Source organism: Empedobacter sp. UBA7248, from assembly GCF_002472945.1.
Classification (GTDB): Bacteria; Bacteroidota; Bacteroidia; order Flavobacteriales; family Weeksellaceae; genus Empedobacter; species Empedobacter falsenii_C.
Genome location: NZ_DKSU01000016.1, coordinates 321,715 through 338,959 on the forward strand (window position 1 = coordinate 321,715; position 17,245 = coordinate 338,959).

Consider the following 17,245-nt stretch of genomic DNA (forward strand, 5'->3'; position numbering starts at 1 on the left):
TGATTAAAATAAAAGTTGATTTGTTTTTTGTTTTAAGTCTTTAAACACTTGTGTATTCACTTCTATAAATTTTCCTGCACCAGATGGAGTCTGAATAATTGCATTTTCGAGTGTTTGGAAAAGATCATTTAGAATATTTTTTAGATTAGCTTCTTTGTTTAAAATTCTGAATTTTCCTTCTTTCATTTCGAATTCCTGCTCTTCTATTTTGATTACCACACGGTCTATTTCTGAATATTTAATCACAAATAAATCATCTGTATCGTTTAACCTTCCATAGATAATTTGAGAACCTATTTTTGGATAAACAGTTAATTTGGATCCTAATTTATCGTCTATCGCATTGAGTTTTATATCATCTATTCCATCTGAAGTTTCGCAAGTATTTTCATCTACTGCAACAACAGTCTCCATCATTAATGGAAACCTTCGAACTCCTTTTTTGGTAGTTAGCTTTACGGCTTGTTCAAATAATTCTCCTAGTTCCATTTATAGTATATAGCTAATTTTTACATTTCGTTTTATTCCATCTGAAGCGTTAACATTTATAGTAACTCCCTCCACAAAATATCTTCCATCTTGATGTTTATCAGGATAAAAAGGGCGAACAATATCCACGGCATCACCTGGCTGTACAATAGGGTAACACCAAGTGTTGATAGAACCTTCAAGTCTATTTGTTACTCTACCTTTATGTAATTTCTTCGCCATATCTTGCAAAGTAGCTTTATCAATATTCGGAGGCATTTCTACAGACTCTTCTGTTTCTCCTTTTTCTCCAGCAGTTCCTTCTAAAATTTTTCCATTATTTTGTTTAGACTTTACAGTTAAAAATAATTTTGTGTCATTTTTATCATTTATAAATTTGATATCAGAGCCTCTTCTAATGTTTTGAGAGAAATTGAGTTTATGTGTTTTTAAATCTCTTGTAAAAAAATCAGCAGTCATTCCTATATTCAATCTTTTAGCATACTCGTCTCCTTCTGCTCTAGAAAACCAAGATCGAATAAATGTTTTTTCTTTCAATTGTTGCAATACTTCATAAGGTGTCGAATTTTCAATTTTCCATTTTCCAACATTATAATTTGCATCATATTCCAAAAAATATCTCTTTTGAAAATTTTCAGGTAATACAGCTTCTAAGATTTCTTTGAGGTTTCCTGATTTAAAATAACCTGAATATCTTTTTGCTTTTTTTAATTGATACATTTCATCTTCACATTCAATAATTAAAGGAGTATCAGCACTTATTTTTGTTATATACCCTACAAACTCTAAGTTATATTCTCCATCATAACCGAATCTTATCTTAATCCCATCTCCTTTCCTAATGAAATCTAAAATAGAACGACGCTCCATATTTATAGTTCTATTTTTCTGCTTGTCAGATTCATCTAAGGCATTTCTAAATTCACGAGGTAATTCAATTTTAGCAGTACTTGTTAAATTCTGAACACTTTTTTCGATTTGAATAGATGTACATCTAGAAAAAAACAATAATAATTTTTCGTCTCTTTCAATAGATATACGGACATTAATATTATGAAAGAGATAATTTCCTATTTCATTCCTCATATTCGTTATTTTCATAAATAGAGCTTGGATCTTCTTTAGCAGGACCTGCAAATACATTTGGATCTTTCAATGTAAAATTTACATCCTTAATACTACTTGCACTAATACTTACTTGTATAGTATCTTGAAATCCTTCTATAGGTGAAAAATCAATCGATTTGAAATAAATACTATCTATTCCTTTTTCTTGAAATTGTATTCCTTCAACAGCTATAACTCCATTATAACTCCAGACTTTTTTTAATTTTTTAATCTCTTCTGTTGGATAAATTCGGTTATCTAAATCGATAAGTAGACCTTTCATTTCTATATTCCAGGGTTTTGTTCCCCATCGTTCTATTACAATAGGATCGTCATCATTAACCTCTGTTTCAATCAAAGATTTTTCTTGAGAAAAAGTCATCATTAATGGTGGTGCAAAAACGTTACCTCTAGCACTATCTAACACTGCAGAAAATTCTAAAGAATCTTTTTGAGGAGTTATTAGTTTAACATACTCTACATTCGTATTAGTTGAAGGATAGTACTCGAATCCTTTTATTTTACCTGCCATTTTTTCTCCAAAAACCTTAGACACTACTTTAGATGCTGCATTTAATCCAAAAGCTGCTGCAAAACGAGATGCTAAATCAATGGTTATATTCTGAGGAGATTTGATGCTATCATTTAAAATTTTGCTATAATTTTTATAAGCCATTCTCTGCTTTTTTAGGGGTTATAATTCCTTTTTCCATCAACCATTTTACTTGAGCCCATTTTAGGGCCCATGTATCATCATCCAATTGTTCAGGAAATGGTATGTGTAGAAAATGACTGATGAATGCATTAATTTTGAAAATCTGATCATATTCGTCATCATCTATCAAACCTGTACAATCGGTTAGTACTTTTCCACTTTTGCTGCAGCCATAGGGATTGTTTCGGCAATACCTGCAACACAAGAATTAAATAGAGCATCACTTGACAAAACCTCATCTCGATCAGTTAGTAAGCACCCATTTACCAATACTTCTTGCGCTTTTTTAGGATTTACATTCGCATATTTCAAATATTCTCCCATTGTTGTACGATCCGGAATACGGCTAATAACTTCTAATTCTAAATCTTGAAATTCATCACGTAAAACCAATCGTCTTAAATTTTGTTTCCCTCCTACTTTATCAATTGTTTCTTGAGATACTGTTTTTGGATTTTTATTTGTTGCCATTTTATTTATATTTTTTGATTATTTTAAAAATTATTAAGTAATAAAGCCTGCCTAAAACAGGCTTTATAAAATTTTAATTATTGATTAAGGTTTTGTGTTTAATTTCACTGACAGTGCGAACATTGTATATTCTTTTTTCAAGCCCATTTCTCCAGTAACTTCTCTACCTTCATTCTGAAACTTAACTGTTAATTCATCAAAAACAGGAGCATTAAACTCATTTGTAAAACTTACAATTAACTTAAATGGTTTGATATCCAAAATACTTCCTTTAGCAGCCATTTCAATTGGAGCAATATCGTGCATCATAATCCCCATTGTTGCCGAAGGAGTACGTTTTCCTGCACTCCAACTTGTTGCTTGCGAAGATCCTAACGTCCAATTTAATTGGTGTTCTTGTTCGTTTCCATATGTTAAAGATGTTACTTCGATTGGAATCCCATCAATAAATGCTGTTACATCAACACTATCATATGTTTTTCCGTTTCTATTAATTGTTGCCATTAAATGTTATTTTTATTTGATTATTATTAAATGTTATTTTTGATATTAATTGTACCCTTAATTTCTCCGATACTTCCCATCGGTACGATCGTAAAGCTTACAATAAGTTCTTTTTCTACTAATAAATCACTTGTTGAATCAATAGTTGTTTTTCCATAAGAAATTTCTCCAGAAGCAACCATATCTTCAAATACTTTATCTCCTACACCTTCTAATGAAACAAGAGATCCTGGTAACAATTTTCCGTTTTCATCTACTGGATATGTTTTTTTGATTTTTGGTAAGTAAACAGACCTTAATTGTCTAATTGCATCATCCATAATACGACCATAAGCAATAGTATGCTCGTTCATATTTCCTTCTTGATCTACAACTACCGGAGCACATACGTGATCATTATTAATACGAATTCCTGCTAAACCAGAATAACTAAGACCGAAAATATATCCTTTATCTTCAAAAGTTTGAAGCTGAGAATAAACCTCAGTATTCTTTTTATGACTAGATAGACCTGGAATCATCCATGCATCTTTTCTTGCATCATTAATATCAAAAGCTTCATTATCTCCGATATTTTGCTCAATAGATGCGGCAGAACATACTCCTAATACAGTTCCTACATCTGCAAATTTTTGAGCAAGCCCTGTTTTTGTTTCTGCGTATTTCCAATCTTGTCCAATTACTACAGAAACTTTTGTTGCCTGAACATTTTCAATTTCACGTAAATTCTCCACTGCATTGGATGCACCATCTAAATGATTACCTTCTAAAAAGATATGACAAGGCATATTCTGTTTAAGTGCCCAATCTGCTAATCCTTGAGCCAATGAAATAGACTCTAATAAATCTTCTGGTAAACCTTTTACAAGAGTAGGTGCCGCTGTAGGATTTACAGCAATAGCTAGTTGTCTGATTTCAAAATCAGCAGAAGCTAATAAAGTTTTTGCTCCTTCGCTTTGTAAAATTGTTTTTAGTGTTTCAGTTTGAGGAACCAACATTAAATGTAATTCAGTTCCTACTCCAGCCATTCGATAAAACTCTGAAACATGTCTAAAAACATGAACATTATTTGTCGTATCAAATTCTGTTGTTAATCCATACTGCTCTAAATCTTCAGTACTGTAAATTGTAATAGGTGTATTATATGCTAATTCTGCTAATACAGCAGAGCTAATAATCAAAGCAGAGACACTTCTTTTATTGTTTCTTCTACTTACTCCTAATTTTCCTTTTTGAATTGTAATTCCGTTAAGATTGCTCATTGAGTTATTAAATTATTTATTTGACAAGGCAAAGATTAGACGGAATTTCACCCAATCAAAAATAGTCGGCAAGGGTTGCAATCTTATTAGTAAATCGCTTGTTTTTTCTTGGAATTTTGCATCAGAAAACTTTATATATCAAACGATATAGCTAAAGTCAAGTAAAATATTAACTCAAAAAATAAATATGGCAGTAAACAAATTAGAAAGCATGAATGCATTATCTGACAAGCTGTTTAATAACTCATTAAACAAAATGCAAAAAAAATTAGACAAGGTCACCAGTAAAATGCAAGAGAGATTAAAAGATTTCTCTGACAAAGTAGAAAAGATATTCTCAAAGCTTTATAATCGTATTGATAAAATAATTGATGCAGTAAAAAAGATGTCAAATAAACTTGATAGTTCTAGTGATAAGATTGGAAATTCTTTTAAAAAGATTCAAAAAGATATAAATAAATCTTTAGATAAATCCCTAGAAAAAGTAAGATCTTTTAGCTCTAATGTTAATGAAAGTTTTAATTCTTTAAAGGACTTTAGTAAAGGATTCGTACTTCAAATAGAAAAAGACTCTCCTAAAGCTTTTGAAAATTTCTCTAATTCAGTAAGTAATTTAACTGAAAAGTTGCAATTCACAAAAGGATTACAAGATAATGAGACTATGCTTAGACAAATGGGCGTTACAAACCCAGAAGAAGTTAATGCTCAAGCACATTCTCTTGAAAAAAGATGGGGAGATGCAAGTAATAGCGTACTTAAAACAGCCAATGCAATGTCACAAGGACTTGGATATTCAATGGAAATGAGTATGAGTACATTAGAGAATTTCTACGAAAAAGGAGGAAATTTAAATGGGGATATGCTTGAGCAATTACAAAATTCTTTACCTCAGATAAAGAAAATGGGAATGAGTGTAGAAGATTATTTAGGTGTGATGACCAATGGAGCTAAAAAAGGAATGTCATCTGAGAATACTTTTAAAGGATTAGAAGAATCTATTGCAGCTATTGAAAGCTTAGATAAAAATAGGTTAAACGAAATAACCTCAACCTTAAATATTGACGCTCAAAATTTAGAAGGAAAATCTTCTTTTGATATTTTACAAACCATGTTAAAAGAAGCAAATGATCCTGTAAAAAAAACAGCTTTAACTTCAATCTTTACTGAAACAGGACAAGAGGCTGGTATTAATTTTATGTTAGGACTCGGTGGTACTGATGTAGATCCAAGTAAATTAGAAAATTTTAAACGAACTGGAGATGGAATAAAAGACATGATGGCAAGTGTAGAATCTTATATTGCAGATAAAGCAGGCGGTATTTTACCTTATTTAGAAGCCTTTTCTTCTATGAATGAATTAATTTCTCCAGTTATGTCTACTTTAACAAGTTTAAATAAAATTATTCCAATAACAACTATTTTGACAGAGGCTTGGGCCATTGTTCAAGGTTTTCTGAATGGAGTTATGGCATTAAATCCTGTAAGTCTTATAGTTTTAGCTATTATAGCTCTTGTAGCTTATATTGCTATTGCTATCAATTATTATGATGAATGGGGAGCAGCTATGTTACAATTCTTAGGTCCTATAGGATGGGTTATTAATGCTTTTATGGCTATAAAAGATCATTGGGACAGCATTGTAGAAGCATTCAAAGTAGGTGGAATAAATGGAATAATTGGAGGTTTTATGCGTATTCGTATTGTATTAATTGATGCATTTCTTAAACCATTAAAACAAATATTAGAAACCATCGAACAGTTTGATCCTACAGGATTATCAACAAAAGCTTTAAAACGCATTCATCAAATTAGAGTTGAAAACAAATTAATTACAGACGAAGAACAAAAGGGAGGTCAGCTACCTTCATCTCCTCTTAAATCAAACATAGGAGAACCTACTAAATTGAATGATGTGAAAATCGAAAATCCTATTAATTTTAACCCATTCAATCAAAATAATCTTAATCAAAAAGCAACAGTAGAACAAAAAAATTTATATGATGGTAATAAAACAGACAGAGGATTAGGAAAATCAAAAGGTTTTACTCCTCAAAAAACTAAGGAAGATATCAATAGTGTAACACAACAAGCAAGCCAAGAAAAACGAATTGAGATTAAGATTGATTCTTTCATCAAAGGTGGGGTTCAAGTTTCTAATAATGGTCAAGGAAATGGGATGAGTTCCACAGATTTAGAAACTTGGTTCAAAGAAATGTTTCAACGTATCATCATCAATGCAGAAAATGCTACAAACTAATAAAATTTATAAAAAATGAAAGAATTATATCACAAAATCATCAATGAATTTTCCAAAGAAGATGTTATCAATATTTTTACGAAAGAAGGAATTTCGCAACCACAATATATTGATTTATATAGTCAACAAGATTTAGATCAAACAAATACTGAACTTCTAACAAAAAATAATTTATTAATTGATTGGACTGTTAATCATAAAGAAAAATCTCCTATAGCAACTCTTGTATGTAGATTATCATATGGACAATTTCATAATACTTCTGAGCACGGAACAGATGATTTCTTCTTAACTTATATAGATAAAGTTCATGAAGTTTTAAAAGGTTTAGAAACTAAATCTACTGGAAAACTAAATTTAATTGATGAAGGGTTTAATCATGATGAAAAATCAACACTTAATGTTTATTTATTACAGTATGAATGTAGTTATTTTGGGCGAAATAACACTATTGAACGCATAGGTACTTATGATAAAGTAACTTTAAAAAATGAATTAAAGTATGATTTCTAAGTTATCAATATAGTAATAATCAAAAAAAACAGCTATTTATATTTTCTTATAAATAGCTGTTTTTCTTTAACTCATTAAAATTTTATACATTCTCTGTAAGTTCTTTAAGTTGTTTTTTGACATTAATTCCCAAATAAGAGTCATATGTTCGTTTACTTATATTGAACGAATTTTCTATATATTGATAATAAATTTCTTTAAAATACAATCCTTGTTTACGATGCTCAAGAGTAATTTGTTGTACTTTCAGAACTTTTTCTAAATAATTTTTTCGATGATATGCCATAGCTATTTAGATTATAAATTTTATTTAATTGGTTAGTTTATTACTTTCTTTAGTCGAATGATTTTTCCTTCTCTTACATATCTGTAACCATTCTCTAATTGTCTTTTTTCAATTTCCTGAGCCTTTTTTAAGGCTCTTTGAGCTTTTGCTCTCTGTCTCTTTTTCCCAAATCGAGTTAATTCATTATTTAACTGCATTAATATTATTTTAAATTCAAAACACACATAAAACACTATATATAAATACATTAAACTGTATTAAACAAAGAAAAATATAATCAATAAGATTCCTGGTCAGTTAATTATTCAATTAATGACTACTTATGAAATAGATTATATTCTATATTATTAAACTTTTAGAGTAATAATTTTAGATAAATTAGATATTTTTTCATACTTTTGATTAATATATAAAGCAAATTTATAGTAAATAATCTAATAAATCAAAACAAACATAGTGAATAATCTAAATTTATGAACACAATAATAGATAGAATTCTGAAAATCATAGAATTAAAAAAAATATCAAAAAACAAATTTTATATTGAAACTGGTCTTTCAAATGGTTTTCTAGATAAAGTAAAAGATATAGGAGCTTCAAAAATAGAGCAAATACTCAACACATACTCAGATATCAATCCTAGTTGGTTAGTAACAGGAGAAGGAGCTATGTTTACTAATCAGAATAAAGAAATAGAAAAAAGTGATGTTACAGATAATATAACAGAAGAAGTAAGGCTATTCGATACAAACCAAAATGCAGAAATATTTACAAATACTCATGGTAATAAATTTTACATCTATCCTGATCAAACAATTAGAATAGAAGTTTTAAAAATTCCATTTCCAGCTTATGCTTCTTATATAGAAAGTTGTTTTGATGAAATAAAATTAAAAGAAGATTTTTCTACAATTTCTTTTAAAGTAGACCATATAGGAAGAGGCTATTATTTAGGTTTTGAATCTATTGGAGATAGCATGTGGAACAAAGGAGGATACGATACACCTTCTGGTGCAGATATTTTAGGTAGAGAAGTAGGACGTCATTTATGGAAAGATGGTTTTCATAAAACAACTTATGGTTTTATCATCATCACTAAAACAGGTATTTTTCATAAAGACATTGCTGATCTTACAGATGACGGAATGATTGTACTAACATCAAGAAATCCTGAGTTCACCCCCTTCTCATATCCAATAGAGGATGTAAAACAAATTTTCCATGTAATTAAAAGATCATATTAAACCTAATACAAAAAAAGCTTGAAATGGTTAAGAATAATCTTATTCCAAAAAAAGCTCGTGTCAAGTACTTGACACGAGCTTTTAAATAATAAATAATAAAAAACTATATAATAATCATTCTACAATTACCACATTGGCGTTTGCAAAAATGAAGATAATATTCCTGGAAAAATTCCCATCACAATTAAGATAACCATTCCAATGATTAAAAGGAAATTCGTTAATCCGTCTTGTGTTTTTAATTTGTTTTTTCCTTTTTTGAAATACATATAGTTGATGATTTTGAAGTAATAATACATACTCAAAACTGCCATAACCAATGCAATTACAATCAAAAATAGGTTTTTATCGTTTGTTCCTCCAATACTTAATGCCATAAATTTCGCGAAGAAACCTCCTGTTAATGGAATACCTGCTAACGAAATCAAAGAAATTGTCATCGCTGCAGCCAGAACTGGATTTGCTTTTCCTAAACCAATGAAACTTTCAAATTTTGGATTTTTGAATTGATCAATCGTATAGAAAATAATGAAATTCGCAACCGAATAAGCAATCGTATAGAACATCAAAGCCTCTTTAGAAGCTGAATTGATGTTGAACAAAACAAATAACATGAAACCTGCTTGCGCGATTGATGAATAAGCCATCAAACGTTTGACAGATTTTTGAGAAACTGCTCCGAAGTTTCCGATAAATAACGTCAAAATGATGATTGACGCAAATAATAAACGGTAATATTCGGCATATTCTACATTTGTTGGGAATGATTTTAAGACTAAAATAAATCCTAAAAATGATCCTCCTTTGATGATTGTCGACATAAACGATGTAAACACAGTTGGTGTTCCGTCGTAAACGTCTGGTGTCCACGCATGGAAAGGAGCTGCAGAAACTTTGAAACAAAATGCGAAGATGATTAAACACCATCCTGCGTAATAAATTGTTTCGAAATCTTTGTTATAGTTCACCAATTGATCAACCATAAAAGTTCCTGTTGCGCCATACAAAAATGTTACACCTAACATCAAAATTCCTGTTGAGAAAGCTCCCATCAAGAAATATTTTACAGAAGCTTCTGTACTTCTAAGACTTTCTTTGTTTGTTCCTGCAATAATGTACATTGGAATTGACATTAATTCGATTCCTAAGAACATAATTACTAAGTTATGGAATTGTGCTAAAACTGCGATTCCTGTAAAAGAGAAGAAAATTAAGGCATAATATTCTGCCACATGTTTTCCTACTTTTCCAAACGAATCTTTGTTCAACAATAAGTAAAAAATTGCCAATCCCGCCAATGCGATAAAGAACGAAACGCCGTAAAGCGATTGTCCAATCATGTTATCGAATTTTCCTGCAAACATTGAGCAACCTTTCAAATCGAAAATTCCTCCTACAATCATTCCGAAAAACAGAACAACAGAAAGTATATTTAAGGCACGATTATTTTTGATGTAGAATCCACTAAACATCAAAATAATACCTGAAAGTGCTGATAAAATAATCGTATTCATATCTATTTATTCAAAAATGATTAATGTGCTAATAAATTAAAAATTGGTGTTGGATAAACTCCTAAAATAATCACTATGATTGCGATTACTGATAAAACTGCAATTGGTCCAAAACCTCCTTTTTGAGCATCTTTTTGTTTGATGTTTTTTACTTCTCCAAACAATAATGCGCTTGATAATCTCAACGTATAAACGGCAGATAAAATAACACCTAAACAAGCCACAACACATAAAACTGGATTGTGTGTAAACAATGCTGAAAGCATCATAAACTCTCCGATGAATGAACTTGTCAATGGTAATGCTACGTTTGCTAAACCGAATATCATGAATAAGATAGATAATGTTGGATCAACTTTCGCTAAACCACCAATCGATTTAATATCTGTCAAATCATATTTTCTTTCCATAATATCAACACATAACCATAATCCTAAAACAACTAAACCATGCGAAAACATTTGGAAATAAGCTCCTGTTACACCATTTGCTAATTCAGAAAATATTGAAACAAAAATTAAAGCTAAGTGAGCAATCGAGCTATACGCAATAATTTTCTTTACATTTTTTGCACTCAAAGCGATTAACGAAGCATAAACTAATCCGAAAATTGCGATGTACGTAATGTATTTGAACAATTCTGAAATCGTTGGAAACATTCCCAAATACCAAGTAACCACTGCAAATAATCCCATTTTTGCCATCAAAGCTGAAAGTACAACTGTTAATGGAGTTGGAGATGTTTTGTAGATGGTTGGTTGCCATGTGTGAAATGGAAAGATTGGAATTTTAATCACAAAAGCGATTAAGAATAACAATGCCAACGCTGTGTTTGTTGAATAATGCGGTCCTGTAACTTGTACAACATCTGTTAATAAAAACGATGCTGGTTGTAAGAAAAATCCGATGTAAATAATTCCTCCTAACATAAACATCGATCCTAAAATCGTGTATAAGAAGAATGTCATATTTGCGCGAATTTTGTCTTTTCCAATTCCGAATAATCCAATTAAGAAATAAACTGGAATTAAAACAACTTCCCAGAAAAAATAGAATAAAATTAAATCTTCTGCTAAGAAAACTCCATTTAATCCTGCTAAAGTGATTAGCAATAATCCGTAGAATGTATTGCTATATTTTTGTTTTGTTGTTGATAAATAAACAAAAAGAGCTAAGTAAGTAAGGTTAGTTAATAAAATCATTAATCCTCCCAAACCTTGAGCATTTAACGCGAAATAAGTTTTAACGCTGTTGAAATTGAACCATTGTGTTTGAAACGTTAACTCGTTGTTTCCACCTTTGCAAGTGATAAACAAGTACAACGCCAACAACGCTCCACCAACGAATGCTCCTAACCATCTTTGTGGTTTTTGACCTTGCATTAATAGCATAAAAACTCCTACTATTAATGGTAAAATGATAAATAAAGATAAAAGCATTACTAACCTATTTTGAAATTAAATACCCCATAAAAAAGATTGCGATACCTGCCACGATTCCTACAACCATTAGCATAATATAGAATCCTACATTCCCGTTTTGTAGCTGACGTACATTTTTTGATGCGCGACCAGAAACAGTTCCAACTCCTAAAACAAAAGCTGCAATTCCTGCTTTTTCTACATATTTTTTCAAGACATCACCTAACTCGAACAATGGTTTTACAATTGCATTGTCGTATAACTCGTCGATGTACCATTTATCTTCAAAGAATTTTGCAATTCCAGTTGCTTCACCATCTACATGGTTTGTGTATTTCTTGATCGCATAATAAATTGCACCAAGCACACAAAGTAATAAAGCTCCAATCATCATCCATTCTGTTGCATGAGAAACGTGATGAGCTTCTCCGATTGATACAACTCCACTTAAGAAAGTTTGAAGTTTATGTCCGTCTTGCATAAACAATGCTGGAATTCCTACATAACCTGCTAATACAGAAAGAACTGCTAAGATGATTAATGGAATTGTCATTGCTGCTGGACTTTCGTGCGGATGAGCATCTTTATCTCTTAAATCTCCTAAGAAAGTCATTGCATATAAACGGAACATATAGAATGCTGTCATCACAGAAACGATAAATCCGATTCCGTAAACAACTGGATTAGAAACAAACATTCCTAATAACATTTCGTCTTTCGAGAAGAAACCTGATAATCCTGGAATACCAGCGATTGCCAAACATCCAATCAAGAAAGTGATATGAGTAATTTTCATGTATTTGCTTAAACCTCCCATTTTGCGCATATCTTGCTCGTGGTGCATTCCGTGAATCACAGAACCTGCTCCTAAGAATAATAATGCTTTGAAAAATGCGTGCGTCATTACGTGGAAAACTGCTGCGATATACGCTCCAGATCCAATTGCTGCAAACATTAATCCTAATTGAGAAACTGTAGAATAAGCCAATACTTTTTTGATATCGTTTTGACGCATTGCAATAGTTGCAGTAACAAAAGCTGTTGCAATTCCTACATACTGAATAACTTGCAAGGTGATTGGCGCTGCCGAAAATAATTCGTTGCAACGTGTAATCATAAAAATACCTGCCGTTACCATTGTTGCAGCGTGAATAAGTGCTGAAACTGGCGTTGGTCCTGCCATCGCATCTGGTAACCATGTAAATAATGGTAATTGAGCCGATTTACCTGTTGCTGCTAAGAATAACAATAATGTGATTCCTGTTAATACAAAACCTGTAAATGCAGATGGATCAATTGCTAATTGGCTGAATACTTTTACATATTCTAACGTTCCAAATTCTTTGAAAATCCAAAACATCGCCAATAAAAATCCAACATCTCCGATACGGTTCATGATGAAGGCTTTCTTCGCTGCTTTGATATATTCTGGATTTGTAAACCAAAAACCAATTAACAAGAATGAACATAATCCTACTCCTTCCCATCCAATAAACATCATTACAAAATTGTTTCCCATAACAAGAATCAACATGAAGAAAATGAATAAATTTAGGTAAGAAAAGAATTTTGCAAATCCTTTGTCTTCGCTCATGTAAGCCGAGCTATACACGTGAATTAAAAATCCAACTCCTGTAATAATTAACAAGAACAAACTCGTTAATGCATCAATTTGAAATGCAAACGGAACTTGTAAAGTTGGAATATTGATAATATCAAATGCCTTAAAAATTAATGGTTGCGCATCTGCTCCTGATGGAACTGACATAAAAACCATGATTGATAAAATGAAACTTGCCAAAACTGCTCCACTTCCAATGAAAGTCACTAAGCTTTTAGAAAGTACATTTCGTCCTAAACCGTTAATTAAAAATCCGATGAATGGAATCAAAGGAATTAACCATATATACTGCTCCATTCTTAACCTTTTAAACGATTTAACACATTAATATCTACCGAGTATACTTTGCGGAACAATAAAATTATCACTGATAATCCTACAGCAACCTCAGCCGCAGCTACAACCATAATAAAGAATACTAAAAGTTGTGCATCTGTTCCTTTTTCTAATGCTGGATTTGCGTGATAGTGCATTTTTGAGAACGCTACTAACAACAAATTCACAGAATTTAACATCAATTCTATACACATAAAAATGACAATTGCGTTACGACGAATCATTACGCCAGCCATTCCTATTCCGAATAGGATTAATGATAAAGTAATATAATAACTGATTGGTAACATCTTTTACTTTTTATATTTAATCCAATAATTCTTCGTCCTTTTTCGATAACATCACCGCTCCAATCATTGCAGAAATAAACAAAATACTGCTCAACTCGAATGGTAAAACATATTCTGAATACAACAATGATCCTAAGTTGTGAATCAATCCTAAATCACCTGTTCCCATTTCTACTGCTGTGTTTGCAGAAGCTTGATTTTGTGAGAAAATACCAATTGTCAAGGCAACAAATAACAAAGAGATTAAACTCGCTGCTAATATTTTTGCTGGTCGACCAAATGATTTCTTTTCACTATTCAAGTTCATCAACATCACCACGAATAAGAACAATACCATAATTGCTCCGGCATAGACAATGACGTTTACAATTGCCAAAAACTGTGCGTTTAGCAATACATAATGTCCACTGATGCAGAAGAATGTTACGATTAAATATAAAATGGAATGTACAGGATTTTTACTGAACACCATTAGTAGCGCACTTAACACCGTTAAGCTCGACAAAACATAGAATAAAATGATAGGTAATTCCATTAATTTGTAGCTTTTTTCGGGATTAATAAATCTTCTTTCGAATAGATAAAGTTTTGACGTTTGAAACTTGCTGGTGGAACTGTTTGCGATAAATAAACAGCATCTTTTGGACAAGCTTCTTCACAGAATCCACAGAAAATACAACGTAACATGTTAATTTCATATTTCGCAGCATATTTTTCTTCGCGGTAAAGATTTTCTTCGCCAGGAAGTCTTTCTGCCGCTTCCATTGTAATCGCTTCTGCTGGACAAGCCAAAGCACAAAGTCCACAAGCCGTACAGTTTTCGCGATCTTCTTCGTCTCTATTCAAAACGTGTAATCCTCTAAATACAGGACTAAACGGTCTTTGTTTTTCTGGATAACTAATTGTTGCTTTCTTCGAAAAGAAGTGCTTCAATGTAATCATCAACCCTTTTGCGATAGAAATCAAATAGATACTTTCCCAAAAAGTAAGGGGTTTACGTTCTACTTGTTTTACTCTATTTGTAATTGGTTTCATACTTTTAATGATTTTGATGATTCTACTTGTTTAATAATAAAATCACTAAGCCTGTAATTAACATATTGATTAATGCTAAAGGCAATAATTTTTTCCAACCTAAATCCATTAATTGGTCATATCTGAAACGAGGAATCGTCCAACGCACCCACATATAGAAGAAGATGAAGAAACAAGCTTTACCGAATAATGAAAGGAAATTAAGAATTGCCGTTCCATTTACTCCGATAGAGTTTACTAATGTTGCATCGTCTACAAATGGGATATCGTATCCACCAAAATATAAGGTAGAAATTACCACAGAACTGATAAACATGTTGATGTATTCTGCAAATAAGAAGAATCCCATCTTCATCGAAGAATATTCTGAGTGATAACCTCCAATTAACTCATTTTCTGCTTCTGGTAAGTCGAACGGCGTACGGTTAGTTTCTGCGAACGAACACACTAAGAAAATAATAAATCCTAATGGTTGTAATAAGATAAACCACGCATGCTCTTGTTGATAATGTACAATATCACTCAATTTTAAAGAACCTGTCATCATCAAAATGGTGATTAACACGATTCCCATCGGTAATTCGTACGAAATAATCTGCGAAGCTGCACGCAAACCTCCCATTAAAGAGTATTTGTTATTCGATGCCCAAGCACCGATCATAATTCCATAAACACCTAAACTTAATACACCTAAAATGTATAAAAATCCGATGTTAACATCTGCAATTTGAGGAACAACTACACGATCTCCAATCTCGAAAGCTGTCGACCATGGAATAACCGCACCTGTCATACAAGCTACAATCATTGCCAAAGATGGACCTAAGATGAATAAAAATTTATTCGAATCTTTTGGTGTAATTTCCTCTTTCGAGAATAATTTTAAACCATCAGCAAGTGGTTGTAATAAACCAAAAATACCTGCACGGTTTGGTCCGATACGATCTTGTAAGAATGCTGCAACTTTACGCTCAGCCCAAGTAGAGTACATGGCAACAACTAATGCAAAACCAATCATTACGCCTACTAAAGCTAACTTTTCTAATGCATCAGCAATAAATTCTTCTGTCATTTTGTTAATTTTATTTACGAATGATTAATCTTTAAAATCTTTACTTGTTGCCGGTCCATCAATTTTAGATAAATCACGATTTGGTTCATTTACTTCTGAAACCGAGTGAATATCTAATAAAATTTTTGGATCGCGTTTGATCACTTTCGGAAGTGTTTCTTTTGGCTCCACTTTATTCTCAAAGTAATGACCTTGACGAACAACAGAATCTTTAGAAATTTCTGATGGTTTTTCTAACGTCCAATCGTTGATATCTTTTTTATCGAAACGACATGTGTTACAAATCCAATCTTTTACTTCGTTAAATTCATCTTTGCGAGCTGTTACACGGAAAACTTCATTTCCACGGAACCACACTTGTGCTTTACCTGAACAAGTAGGGCAATCGCGATGAGCATCAACTGGTTTCAAGAACCAAACACGATTTTTGAAACGGAACGTTTTATCTGTTAAAGCTCCAACTGGACAAACATCAATAATATTTCCGATGAATTCATTATCTAAACTTTTGTTGATATGAGTTGAAATTTCAGCGTGATCTCCACGATTCATTACACCATGCTCACGACAACCTGTGATTTGATCCGCAGTTTTTACACAACGATAACATAAAATGCATCGGTTCATGTTCAACTGAATATTTGGACCTAAATCTTCTTTTGGGAATGTACGACGATCAAATTCGTAACGCGTTGCTTCTGCTCCGTGCTCGTAACTTAAATCTTGTAACTTACATTCTCCTGCCTGATCACATACTGGACAATCTAAAGGGTGATTGATTAATAATAATTCAACAATCCCTTTACGTGCCTCAACTGTACGCTCAGATGTTTTATTGCCTACAACCATTCCGTCCATAACTGTTGTACGACAAGACGGAACCAATTTTGGCATTGGACGAGGATCTGCTTCACTACCTTTTGATACTTCTACCAAACACGTTCTACAATTTCCTCCTGTATTTTCTAATTTACCGTAGTAACACATCGCTGGAGGTGCTACTTCTTTACCAATCATACGAGCGGCTTGAAGGATCGTTGTTCCCGCAGGCACTTCAATCGTTTCGTTATCGATGGTAACTTTAAATAATGGTGTTTCTTCTGCCATC

Annotated in this window: 19 protein-coding genes; 3 read left to right on the forward strand and 16 right to left on the reverse strand. The window is 32.0% G+C overall.

All coding sequences use genetic code 11. The annotated features are described in order from the left end of the window. Nucleotides 1-3: 3 nt before the first annotated feature. The 6 genes from B4A23_RS16065 to B4A23_RS16090 form a co-directional block, all read right to left on the reverse strand. Nucleotides 4-489, reverse strand: a complete 486-nt coding sequence (locus B4A23_RS16065; protein WP_291121395.1) for a hypothetical protein — start codon at nt 487-489, stop codon at nt 4-6. Beyond that, nucleotides 490-1,575 (reverse strand): hypothetical protein, encoded by a 1,086-nt coding sequence (locus tag B4A23_RS16070; protein ID WP_291121397.1) that lies wholly within the window; start codon nt 1,573-1,575, stop codon nt 490-492. It lies immediately after the preceding gene. Continuing rightward, complete coding sequence (locus B4A23_RS16075) at nt 1,565-2,272, reverse strand: DUF6046 domain-containing protein (RefSeq protein ID WP_291121399.1); 708 nt, start codon at nt 2,270-2,272, stop codon at nt 1,565-1,567. The genes B4A23_RS16070 and B4A23_RS16075 overlap by 11 nt, the downstream gene beginning before the upstream one ends. A gap of 183 nt (nt 2,273-2,455) precedes the next feature. Beyond that, on the reverse strand, nt 2,456-2,782 hold the full coding sequence (locus tag B4A23_RS16080; RefSeq protein WP_291121401.1) for a hypothetical protein: 327 nt from the start codon (nt 2,780-2,782) through the stop codon (nt 2,456-2,458). Between the two features lie 84 nt (nt 2,783-2,866). Further along, nucleotides 2,867-3,286, reverse strand: a complete 420-nt coding sequence (locus B4A23_RS16085; RefSeq protein WP_291121403.1) for a hypothetical protein — start codon at nt 3,284-3,286, stop codon at nt 2,867-2,869. Nucleotides 3,287-3,312: 26 nt separating this feature from the next. After that, nucleotides 3,313-4,548 carry a DUF2586 family protein gene (locus B4A23_RS16090; RefSeq protein WP_291121405.1) on the reverse strand — a complete coding sequence of 412 codons (1,236 nt, stop codon included), beginning with the start codon at nt 4,546-4,548 and terminating at the stop codon, nt 3,313-3,315. 187 nt (nt 4,549-4,735) lie between these two features. On the opposite strand from B4A23_RS16090, the gene B4A23_RS16095 reads away from it, so the two are divergent. Further along, the gene (locus tag B4A23_RS16095) at nt 4,736-6,805 is read left to right on the forward strand and encodes a phage tail tape measure protein (protein WP_291121407.1); all 2,070 of its coding nucleotides are present in this window, start codon (nt 4,736-4,738) and stop codon (nt 6,803-6,805) included. 15 nt (nt 6,806-6,820) lie between these two features. Then, nucleotides 6,821-7,318, forward strand: coding sequence for a hypothetical protein (locus tag B4A23_RS16100; RefSeq protein ID WP_291121409.1), 498 nt, complete (start codon nt 6,821-6,823; stop codon nt 7,316-7,318). A gap of 82 nt (nt 7,319-7,400) precedes the next feature. On the opposite strand, the gene B4A23_RS16105 is transcribed toward B4A23_RS16100, so the two are convergent. Together B4A23_RS16105 and B4A23_RS16110 are read right to left on the reverse strand one after the other, a co-directional pair. Then, the gene (locus B4A23_RS16105; protein WP_135835641.1) at nt 7,401-7,604 is read right to left on the reverse strand and encodes a hypothetical protein; all 204 of its coding nucleotides are present in this window, start codon (nt 7,602-7,604) and stop codon (nt 7,401-7,403) included. A gap of 32 nt (nt 7,605-7,636) precedes the next feature. Next, a complete protein-coding gene (locus B4A23_RS16110; protein ID WP_291121412.1) occupies nt 7,637-7,801 on the reverse strand; it encodes a hypothetical protein in 165 nt (54 codons plus the stop codon). A 276-nt stretch (nt 7,802-8,077) separates the two neighbouring features. Here B4A23_RS16110 and B4A23_RS16115 point away from each other — a divergent pair, with 276 nt between their 5' ends. After that, on the forward strand, nt 8,078-8,848 hold the full coding sequence (locus tag B4A23_RS16115; RefSeq protein WP_291121414.1) for an XRE family transcriptional regulator: 771 nt from the start codon (nt 8,078-8,080) through the stop codon (nt 8,846-8,848). 125 nt (nt 8,849-8,973) lie between these two features. Here B4A23_RS16115 and B4A23_RS16120 read toward each other — a convergent pair whose 3' ends face one another. From B4A23_RS16120 to B4A23_RS16155, 8 genes are read right to left on the reverse strand one after another with little or no spacing between them, the layout of a single operon-like run. Beyond that, complete coding sequence (locus B4A23_RS16120) at nt 8,974-10,362, reverse strand: NADH-quinone oxidoreductase subunit N (RefSeq protein ID WP_038333340.1); 1,389 nt, start codon at nt 10,360-10,362, stop codon at nt 8,974-8,976. 20 nt (nt 10,363-10,382) lie between these two features. Then, nucleotides 10,383-11,801, reverse strand: a complete 1,419-nt coding sequence (locus tag B4A23_RS16125) for a complex I subunit 4 family protein (RefSeq protein ID WP_038333343.1) — start codon at nt 11,799-11,801, stop codon at nt 10,383-10,385. A 7-nt stretch (nt 11,802-11,808) separates the two neighbouring features. Beyond that, nucleotides 11,809-13,701 carry an NADH-quinone oxidoreductase subunit L gene (gene nuoL / locus B4A23_RS16130; RefSeq protein ID WP_291121416.1) on the reverse strand — a complete coding sequence of 631 codons (1,893 nt, stop codon included), beginning with the start codon at nt 13,699-13,701 and terminating at the stop codon, nt 11,809-11,811. Between the two features lie 2 nt (nt 13,702-13,703). Beyond that, nucleotides 13,704-14,030 (reverse strand): NADH-quinone oxidoreductase subunit NuoK, encoded by a 327-nt coding sequence (gene nuoK, locus B4A23_RS16135; protein ID WP_026357457.1) that lies wholly within the window; start codon nt 14,028-14,030, stop codon nt 13,704-13,706. A 16-nt stretch (nt 14,031-14,046) separates the two neighbouring features. Continuing rightward, on the reverse strand, nt 14,047-14,565 hold the full coding sequence (locus tag B4A23_RS16140; RefSeq protein ID WP_038333350.1) for an NADH-quinone oxidoreductase subunit J: 519 nt from the start codon (nt 14,563-14,565) through the stop codon (nt 14,047-14,049). Next, nucleotides 14,565-15,065, reverse strand: a complete 501-nt coding sequence (gene nuoI / locus B4A23_RS16145; RefSeq protein WP_038333352.1) for an NADH-quinone oxidoreductase subunit NuoI — start codon at nt 15,063-15,065, stop codon at nt 14,565-14,567. Before nuoI ends, B4A23_RS16140 begins: the two co-directional genes overlap by 1 nt. Before the next feature lie 22 nt (nt 15,066-15,087). After that, nucleotides 15,088-16,137: an NADH-quinone oxidoreductase subunit NuoH gene (nuoH, locus tag B4A23_RS16150; RefSeq protein WP_038333358.1), complete on the reverse strand. Its 1,050-nt coding sequence runs from the start codon at nt 16,135-16,137 to the stop codon at nt 15,088-15,090. A 24-nt stretch (nt 16,138-16,161) separates the two neighbouring features. Next, entirely contained in the window at nt 16,162-17,244 is a 1,083-nt protein-coding gene (locus tag B4A23_RS16155; protein ID WP_038333449.1) for a 2Fe-2S iron-sulfur cluster-binding protein, read from the reverse strand. Between the last annotated feature and the right edge of the window lies 1 nt (nt 17,245).